This is a genomic window from Parapedomonas caeni (assembly GCF_041060555.1).
GTDB lineage: Bacteria > Pseudomonadota > Alphaproteobacteria > Sphingomonadales > Sphingomonadaceae > CAUJIW01.
The window spans coordinates 37,473-46,069 of record NZ_JBEUDS010000026.1; the positions used below are offsets into that span (position 1 = coordinate 37,473).

Annotated in this window: 7 protein-coding genes and 1 tRNA gene; 3 read left to right on the top strand and 5 right to left on the bottom strand. The window is 65.7% G+C overall.

Annotated features, from left to right (window positions below):
- Positions 1-44 precede the first annotated feature (44 nt).
- Positions 45-1,007 (top strand): thioredoxin-disulfide reductase, encoded by a 963-nt coding sequence (gene trxB, locus ABU113_RS14590; protein WP_454560234.1) that lies wholly within the window; start codon positions 45-47, stop codon positions 1,005-1,007.
- 13 nt (positions 1,008-1,020) lie between these two features.
- On the top strand, positions 1,021-1,917 hold the full coding sequence (locus tag ABU113_RS14595; protein ID WP_454560235.1) for a LysR family transcriptional regulator: 897 nt from the start codon (positions 1,021-1,023) through the stop codon (positions 1,915-1,917).
- Between the two features lie 590 nt (positions 1,918-2,507).
- On the opposite strand, the gene ABU113_RS14600 is transcribed toward ABU113_RS14595, so the two are convergent.
- From ABU113_RS14600 to ABU113_RS14615, 4 genes are all read right to left on the bottom strand, one after another.
- On the bottom strand, positions 2,508-4,907 hold the full coding sequence (locus ABU113_RS14600; RefSeq protein ID WP_454560236.1) for a putative bifunctional diguanylate cyclase/phosphodiesterase: 2,400 nt from the start codon (positions 4,905-4,907) through the stop codon (positions 2,508-2,510).
- Between the two features lie 79 nt (positions 4,908-4,986).
- Positions 4,987-5,676, bottom strand: a complete 690-nt coding sequence (locus ABU113_RS14605) for a sulfite oxidase heme-binding subunit YedZ (RefSeq protein WP_454560237.1) — start codon at positions 5,674-5,676, stop codon at positions 4,987-4,989.
- Between the two features lie 4 nt (positions 5,677-5,680).
- Positions 5,681-6,652 (bottom strand): protein-methionine-sulfoxide reductase catalytic subunit MsrP, encoded by a 972-nt coding sequence (gene msrP / locus ABU113_RS14610; protein ID WP_454560238.1) that lies wholly within the window; start codon positions 6,650-6,652, stop codon positions 5,681-5,683.
- Positions 6,653-6,749: 97 nt separating this feature from the next.
- Entirely contained in the window at positions 6,750-7,952 is a 1,203-nt protein-coding gene (locus ABU113_RS14615) for a pyridoxal phosphate-dependent aminotransferase (RefSeq protein WP_454560239.1), read from the bottom strand.
- A 222-nt stretch (positions 7,953-8,174) separates the two neighbouring features.
- On the opposite strand from ABU113_RS14615, the gene ABU113_RS14620 reads away from it, so the two are divergent.
- A tRNA-Ile gene (locus ABU113_RS14620) sits at positions 8,175-8,249 on the top strand.
- 104 nt (positions 8,250-8,353) lie between these two features.
- Here ABU113_RS14620 and ABU113_RS14625 read toward each other — a convergent pair.
- On the bottom strand, positions 8,354-8,597 hold a 244-nt coding region (locus ABU113_RS14625), incomplete at its 5' end, for a hypothetical protein (protein ID WP_454560240.1).

The following is an 8,597-nucleotide window of genomic DNA, read 5'->3' on the forward strand; positions in this document are numbered from 1 at the left end:
CGCCCCCTGATGTTGAGACCCGCGATGTTAAGGACGATCTATCCATGAGCGAGACGATTTCCACCCGTGTGCTGATCCTCGGTTCCGGCCCGGCCGGTCTCACGGCCGCCATCTATGCCGCGCGCGCCGCCCTTGAGCCGCTGCTGGTGGCCGGCATCCAGCCTGGCGGCCAGCTGACCATCACGACCGAGGTCGAGAACTTTCCCGGTTTCGCCGAGCCGGTCCAGGGGCCGTGGCTGATGGAGCAGATGCAGGCCCAGGCGACTCATGTCGGCGCCAAGATCCTCAGCGAACACATCACCGGCGTCGACCTTTCCCGGCGGCCGTTCCGGGTGACCGGCGACTCCGGCACCACCTATCTGGCTGAAACGCTGATCATCTGCACCGGCGCCCAGGCCCGCTGGCTCGGCCTGCCGAGTGAACAGAAGTTCCAGGGTTTCGGCGTGTCCGCCTGCGCCACCTGCGACGGCTTCTTCTACCGCGGCAAGCAGGTGGTGGTGGTCGGCGGCGGCAACTCGGCCGTCGAGGAGGCGTTGTTCCTCACCAATTTCGCCACCAAGGTGACGCTGGTGCATCGCCGCGACACCCTGCGCGCCGACAAGACCAACCAGCAGCGCCTGTTCGCCCATCCCAAGGTCGAGGTCGTGTGGAACAGCGCGGTCGAGGAGGTGCTGGGCACCAGCGAGCCGCTGGGCGTTACCGGCGTTCGCTTGCGCGATCTGGTGACGGGCGAGATCAGCGAACTGGCGACCGATGGCCTGTTTGTCGCCATTGGTCACGATCCGGCCACCGGCCTGTTCAAGGGACAGCTGGCCATGGACGACGAGGGGTATCTGGTCACCAGGCCGGACTCGACCGAGACTTCGGTTCCCGGCGTGTTCGCCGCCGGGGACGTCAAGGACAAGGTCTATCGTCAGGCTGTCACGGCGGCCGGCATGGGCTGCATGGCGGCGCTGGAGGCGGAACGGTTCCTGGCGCACCACGCCGCCGTGCCGGCAGCAGAGTAGGCGCGCGCCGCCAATGGACTGGGAGAAGCTGCGACTGTTTCACGCGGTGGCCGAGGCGGGCAGCTTCACCGAGGCAGCCCGTCGGCTGCATCAGAGTCAGCCCGCGCTTTCCCGTCAGATCCAGGCGCTGGAGACGGATCTGGGCGCGGCGCTGTTCCATCGCCATGCCCGGGGTCTGGCCCTGACGCACGAGGGCGAGCAGCTGCTGGCGGCGGCCCGCAACGTCAGTGAACGCATCGACTCCGCCGAGCGTTCCATTCAGGCCACCCGCTCGAAGCCATCGGGGGAGTTGCGACTGACCACCACGGTCAGTTTCGGCTCCACCTGGCTCATTCACCATCTCAAGGATTTTCTTGAGCAGTATCCTGACATCAAGCTCAGCCTGTGGCTGTCGGACGATGATGTCGACCTGTCGACGCGGCAGGCGGACGTGGCGATCCGCTTTCATGAGCCCAAGCAGTCGGACCTGATCCAGAAGCATCTGGCGACGGTGCGCCATGTCATCTGTGCCGCGCCGAGCTATCTGGAGCGGTTCGGGCGGCCGCAGGCGGTGCAGGATCTCGATCAGCATCGTATCGTCGCCTACGGGCCGCACGCGCCCGACCCGCTGAAGGACGTCAACTGGATTCTAGATGCGGGCGCCAGCCATGGCCGGCGTGAGCCGGTGCTGGCGCTCAACAATATCTACGGCCTGCTGCAGGCGGTGGAGGCGGGGATCGGCATAGGTGCGCTGCCGAGCTATCTGTTCAAGCACTCCGGCAAGGTCATGCCGTTGCTGACCGACGCGGTGGGGCCGCGTTTTCCGATCTATTTCGTTTATCCCCGCGAGCTTAAGCGTTCGATCCGGGTTGTGGTGCTGCGCGACTTCCTTGCTGCCCGCATGACGCCTGAGCAGTTGGGCATGGCCTGATCCACTTTCTATGCATTATTTGCATATCTGCATTGCACAATACCCCTCTGGCAATCGTGCCTCGATGCGACCATATCACCCGTGTGCTGCATTGCAGCGTTGCTTGAGACCTCCTCTCCTCCCCCCGAGGTTTCAAGCCCGGTTCGATCGGTCCTCCCCCCGTATCGGACCCGTCTCATCCCCCCGATGAGACATCCCTATGCGAACTGGCCGGGCGGCAACGCCCGGCCATTTTTTTGTTTCAACATGAGGGCATAAAGGCGCGACATCCCGACGCAGGCAGCGGGCCGGAGGGGGGTGAGGCCTGAAAACGGCGGTTTTCCGCGGCGTCTGCGCAGGTATGCAAATTCTTTATGCCTGCTTTGCGCAAACGCCCACTGGCGCCGACGACTCTGGCAGCCCATATCCTCCGTGTGCTGCATTGCAGCGTTGCTTGAGGCCTCCTCTCCTCCCCCCGAGGCTTCAAGCCCGGTTCGATCGGTCCTCCCCCCGTATCGGACCCGTCTCATCCCCCCGATGAGACATCCCTATGCGAACTGGCCGGGCGGCAACGCCCGGCCATTTTTTTGTGCGCGCCCGTGTGGCGGCGGTCAGGCCGCCAGGATGCGGCGGTGGGCCTGCCAGTTGAGGATCAGGTGCCGGATGTCCTGGGCGGGCACCGGACGGCTGAACAGGTAGCCCTGGACTTCCACGCAGTCGAAGCCGCGCAGCGCATCGAGTTGCTCGCTGGTTTCGACCCCTTCGGCCGTGGTGACCATGCCCAGCGAGTTGGCGAGCCCGGTGACGGCACGGACAATGGCGGCGGAGTCGTTGCGGGTGGCGACATCGCGGATGAACGACTGGTCGATCTTGATCTTGGTGAAGGGGAAGCTGCGCAGGTAGCCCAGTGACGAGAAGCCGGTGCCGAAGTCGTCGAGCGAAATCCGTACCCCTTTCTCGCGCAGGGCGCTCAGCATGTGCAGCACTGCGTCGTTGTCCTCCAGCAGCAGCGATTCCGTGATCTCGATCTCCAGCCGTTCCGGTGGCAGGCCGCTGGTGGTGAGTGCCTGCTGAATGATGTCGACCAGCTGCCGATTGCGGAACTGCGAGGGTGAGAGGTTGACGGCGACCTTGAGCGGTGCGGGCCAACTGGCGGCCTCGCGACAGGCCTCATGAATCACCCATTCGCCAACCGCCTGGATGAGGCCGGTCTCTTCGGCGACGGGAATGAACTCGGCGGGGGAAATCATGCCGCGATCCGGGTGTCGCCAGCGCAGCAGCGCCTCGAACCCGCTGACCTGCCCGCTCTTGATGTTGACGATCGGCTGGAAGTGCAACGACAATTGCCGTTGCGCCAGGGCCTCGCGCAGGTCCAGCTCCAGGATGCGGCGGGCCTGGGCCTGGTGGTCCATCTCGGCGACGAAGAAACAGTAGGTGCCGCGGCCGTCGGATTTCGAGCGATAGAGGGCAAGGTCGGCATGACGCATCAGCTGGTCGGCGTCCGAGCCGTCGCGCGGGGCAAGTGCAATACCGATGCTGGCGCCGATGACCACCTGGGCGCCGTTGACCGTGTACGGTTCACTGATCGTGTCGACGATGCGTCGTGCCAGTGCGGCAACTTCACCTTCGCTGTGCGCCTCGCATTGCAGGATGGCGAATTCGTCACCACCGAGGCGGACAATGACGTCGGACTCGCGGGCGATGCCGCGCAGCCGCTGGGCAACTTCCTCCAGCACGGTGTCGCCGGCGGGGTGGCCCAGGGTGTCGTTGACCGCCTTGAAGCGGTCGAGGTCGACCAGCTGCACGGCGAAACTGCTCTTGTACCGGCGGCTGCGGTCCAGCGCCTGTTCCAGTGCTTCCCGGAAATAGGCCCGGTTGGGCAGGCCGGTCACCACGTCATGCATGGCCATGTGGGCGATCTTCAGTTCGGCTTGCTTGGCGGCGGTGACGTCGGCGCCGACGCCGCGGTAGCCGATGAACCTGCCGTCGGGGTTGAGGATCGGCTTGGCGGTCAGGCACCACCATCGGTAGTCGCCATCGGCCATCACCGAGATGAAGACATCGCCAAACGGTTGCCGGGTATTGAAAAGCGACTCCACGTCCGTCACCGGTCTGAAATCGCCATCGGGTGTGGATAGATAGACGGGCGTCGAGGGGCCGCCCAGAATGTGCAGAAAGCTGGTGCCGCGCAAGGCACGGGCCTCGCAGCCCACCAGTTCGGCGAACCGGCGGGAGACGTGAACAAGGACGCCCTTGCGGTCGGTCTCCCACAGCCAGTCGCTGGCCGATTCCTCGAAGTCGCGCAGCAACAGGCCGATGACGTGGCTCTGGCGTTCCAGTTCGGCCTGGTCGGCCAGCCGCAACACGAAAACACGGGCGTGGGCGCTCGCCGAGCTGAGGACGATGACGGCGTAGCTTGCCAGCAGAAACACCATCAGCTGCGTCATCGGAAAGCGCGCAAGTTCCAGCGCCAGGGCGCAGGTGGCGGTGAGGATGAGCACGTAACTGAAAGCGGCGGCCCGGACGGTCGCCATGGCGAAGGCGCCGCCGCCGATCATGCCGGCACTGAGTGATGCGATCAGGAGCTGTTGCTGGCTGTTGGCCTCGGGGAACAGAATCAGGGGCACCAGTGACCAGGTGACGGCCAGCAGGCAGGCGTACAGGATCACGCGGCTCAGGGCTTTTGCCGTCGCCGTCTGGCGGCGCGGATGGCGCTGGCTGTGCAGCCAGCCAGCGAATGACAGGGTGATCAGCACAGCCAGCAATGCCGTCCACCCGGCGAGGAACAGGTCGTACCCTTCACCCCACATGGCAAAGGCGACAATGCCGGCATTGACCGCATTGGCGAGCATCGTGACGGGGGTAAGACGGACGATGGCGGCGATCTGTTCGGCCCTGATATGGCTGGTGAGGGCCTCGTCCGGCTCGCGCTCCTTGAGCGGGTCGCCAAACAGCGCGCGCAGACCGGATAACCGGCCGCGCGGGAGGATCGAGGAGGGGCTGTTATTCATGACGCGACGCGCACCTTGTCCAGATGGACAATTCTCGCGCATTGGTCTTAAAGAAGTTCTAATTTCGGAAGTGGAATGATTAATGGCCGGTGGGAGCGGATGCCGTTGTGGTGGGGAGCGGCCCGGTCGAGCGGGGGATCAGCCGCAGGATCATCAGCAGCGCGAAAATGCCGGCATAGACCCAGGGTTCCAGCTGGTTGCCCTTCACCAGCAGCACGAAGTGGGCGCAGGCCAGCGCGCCGATGGCGTAGACCGCACGGTGCAGCCGCTGCCAGCGGCGGCCGCCCAGGCGGCGGATCGCACCGGCGCTGGAGGTGGCGGCCAGCGGGATCAGTAGCAGCAGCCCGCCCATGCCCAGCGTGATGTACCAGCGCTTCAGCACATCGGCGACCACGTCGGCCACGGACAGTTCCTTGTCGAACCCGAAGTAGAGGCAGAAGTGCAGGGCGGCATAGGTGAAGGTATAGAGGCCGAGCATGCGGCGGATGCTCATCACCGGGGTCCACCGGCTGAACCGGGCCAGCGGGCTCACCGCCAGCGTCAGCAGCAGGGCGCGCAGCGCCCATTCGCCCGTGAAGCGGATGCTCGCCTCGATCGGGTTGACGCCCAGCGCGCTGCCGCCGGTGGTCAGCAGGAAGCCCCACTGCAGCACCAGCCAGACCAGCGGCATCAGCAGCAGAATGAAGGTGCCGCGCTTCAGCAGGTCGCGCTGGCGGCGACGGTCGGCCAGTGGGCGCGGCGGCCGGGGCATGTGACGGATGTTGCTCATATGGTCAGTAATATCGCGCCAGGTTCATGCCCTTGTAGAGGCCTGCGACTTCAGCGGCATAGCCGTTGAACATCAAGGTGTCGCGACGGAAGAACTCGCCGATGCGCCGCTCCTTGGCCTGGCTCCAGCGCGGGTGGCTGACCTTCGGGTTGACGTTGGCATAGAAGCCGTACTCGCTGGGGGCCGAGCGGCTCCAGCTGGTGGGTGGCTGACGCTCGACCAGCTTCAGCGAGACGATCGACTTGATGCTCTTGAAGCCATATTTCCACGGCACCACCAGCCGGATCGGCGCCCCGTTCTGGTTGGGCAGCACACGGCCATAGAGCCCGACCACCAGCATGGTCAGCGGGTGCATGGCCTCATCGAGCCGCAACCCCTCGACATAGGGCCAGTCCAGCACGCGCGCGCGCAGACCGGGCATCTGGGTGCGATCATTCAATGTTGCAAAGGCGACATACTTGGCCTTCGATGTCGGCTCGACCTGCTTCAGCAGGCTGGCCAGCGGGAAACCGACCCAGGGAATCACCATCGACCAGCCCTCGACGCAGCGCAGCCGGTAGACGCGTTCCTCCAGCGGCATGGCCTTGAGCAGGGCGTCGATGTCGAAACGGGTCGGTTTGCTGACTTCGCCGTCCACCGCCAGCGTCCATGGGCGGGGCTTCAGCGTGCCGGCGTTGGCGGCGGGGTCGGTCTTGTCGGTGCCGAATTCGTAGAAGTTGTTGTAGCCGCTCACCGCCTCGTAGGGCGTCAGGGCATCATCGGTGGTGACCAGGCCCTTGGTGTGCCGCAGCGCCGGGAGGGCTGGAGCGGCGGCGTGGGCGGGCGTGGCTGTCAGGGCGCCGACCAGGCCGCCTCCCAGCAGGCCCGCCCCCAGCAGGCCGGAGCCAGTGAGCCATTGCCGGCGATTGAGGTAGAGGGATTCCGGTGTGGCCGCGCGCTCGGGCAGCCACCAGTCGGGTCGGGAACGGATGAGCATGAGCGGATCCTCCTGTTCCCCCTTATACGACGCCTGAGCGGACGGTGGATGCACCATTTGGCGCATCCACCGTCCGCCCGGCTCGACTGGTCGCGGATCAGCGCAGTTCGGCGCAGGCCCGCTGGATCGCCTCGCAGGCCCGCGTCAGCACATCCTCCGACGTGGCGTAGGAAATGCGGAAGTGCGGGGCCAGGCCGAAGGCCGAACCCTGCACCACCGCCACCCGGTGGTCCTGCAGCAGGTAGGTGACGAAGTCCTCGTCGGTGGCGATGACCTGGCCCTTGGGCGTGGTCTTGCCGATGACGCCGGCACAGCTGGGATAGACGTAGAAGGCGCCTTCCGGGGTCGGGCAGACCAGACCGGTGGCCTGGTTCAGCATCGACACCACCAGGTCGCGGCGCTTCTGGAAGGCGCGGGCGCGCTCCTTCAGAAAGTCCTGCGGCCCGGTCATCGCGGCGACGGCCGCCGCCTGGCTGATCGAGCAGGGGTTGGAGGTCGACTGCGACTGGATCGCGGCCATCGCCTTGATCAGCACCTTGGGGCCGCCGGCGAAGCCGATGCGCCAGCCGGTCATCGAATAGGCCTTGGAGGCGCCGTTGACGGTGAGCGTGCGGTCATAGAGGCCGGGCTCGACCTGGGCGATGGTGGCGAACTCGAAGTCATCGAACAGGATGTGCTCGTACATGTCGTCGGCCATGATCCACACATGCGGATGCCGCAGCAGCACGTCGGCCAGCGCCCGCAGCTGGTCGCGGGTGTAGGCCGCGCCGGTCGGGTTCGACGGCGAGTTCAGGATCAGCCACTTGGTCTTGGGGGTGATGGCGGCTTCCAGCGCGTCCGGCGTCATGCGGAAGCCGGTTTCCATGCCGGCGTTGACGATCACCGGCGTGCCGCCGGCGAGATAGACCATGTCCGGGTAGGACACCCAGTAAGGCGCGGGAATGATCACCTCGTCGCCGGGGTTCACCGTCGCCATCAGCGCGTTGAACAGGGTGTGCTTGCCGCCGGAGTTCACCGAGATCTGGTCCGGCGCATAATCCAGGCCGTTGTCGCGCTTGAACTTCAGCGCGACCGCCTTCTTCAGCGCCGGCGTGCCGTCGACCACCGTGTACTTGGTGTCGCCGTTGCGGATCGCCTGGATGGCGGCTTCCTTGATGTGCTCGGGCGTGTCGAAGTCGGGCTCACCCGCGCCCAGGCTGATGACGTCAATGCCCTGCGCTTTCAGCTCCGCCGTCTTGGCGGTGACTGCCAGGGTGGGGGAGGGCTTGATGCGGCCGAGCGCGTCGCTCAGGAAAGCCATGGTCGTTCCTTCGTGTCGGTTGGTCGATGGGGCGGTGGTCGGGTGCCCCTTTGAAAAAGGGCGGCGCACCCTACTGCGCTGCACAAGGCTGTTCAAGCGCTGGTTCGGCCTTGTGCGGGCCACTGTCTCAGGGGGCGGGGTTCCAGGCGGTGAACGCGCCGGTCCTGACCACTCTGGCGCACGGGCGACCGATTTGCTATCGCGCGGATATCCCTGATCCGGGGGCCTGTAGCTCAAGGGTAGAGCTGGCCGCTCATAACGGCTTGGTTGCGGGTTCGAATCCTGCCGGGCCCACCAGATTCTTCAAGGGGTTGCATGTGATTGCATCGGTTGAGACAGCGGTCCGGCCGCCGCGATGCCACCGAACTTCCGGCCGCCCGGCGCGGGGTTCGCGATCTGTTTCAGCCTGTCCCCGCCTGCATCCGGCGGTTGTCACCGGGCAGCGGGCAGTCATGGAGAGATTCCGTCAGATGGCGCACCAGAGTGGTTAGGGTCAGCGCGCCAGGTCCACGATCACTGTTAGCGTCCGCGCTCGTGGTGTAATTTCCGGTGTAGGCGATGGTGTATTCCGGGGTGGGGCATGCCCCACCCCGGAATGCGGCGTCGCTGGTGGCCACCGGGTTCATCGTTATGGTGGAGTTTGCA

What these genes read in the sequence shown, in the direction of transcription:
- trxB (WP_454560234.1), top strand. Translation starts at nt 45, where the DNA reads ATGAGCGAGACGATTTCCACCCGTGTGCTGATCCTCGGTTCCGGCCCG.
- ABU113_RS14595 (WP_454560235.1), top strand. Translation starts at nt 1,021, where the DNA reads ATGGACTGGGAGAAGCTGCGACTGTTTCACGCGGTGGCCGAGGCGGGC.
- ABU113_RS14600 (WP_454560236.1), bottom strand. Translation starts at nt 4,907, where the DNA reads ATGAATAACAGCCCCTCCTCGATCCTCCCGCGCGGCCGGTTATCCGGT.
- ABU113_RS14605 (WP_454560237.1), bottom strand. Translation starts at nt 5,676, where the DNA reads ATGAGCAACATCCGTCACATGCCCCGGCCGCCGCGCCCACTGGCCGAC.
- msrP (WP_454560238.1), bottom strand. Translation starts at nt 6,652, where the DNA reads ATGCTCATCCGTTCCCGACCCGACTGGTGGCTGCCCGAGCGCGCGGCC.
- ABU113_RS14615 (WP_454560239.1), bottom strand. Translation starts at nt 7,952, where the DNA reads ATGGCTTTCCTGAGCGACGCGCTCGGCCGCATCAAGCCCTCCCCCACC.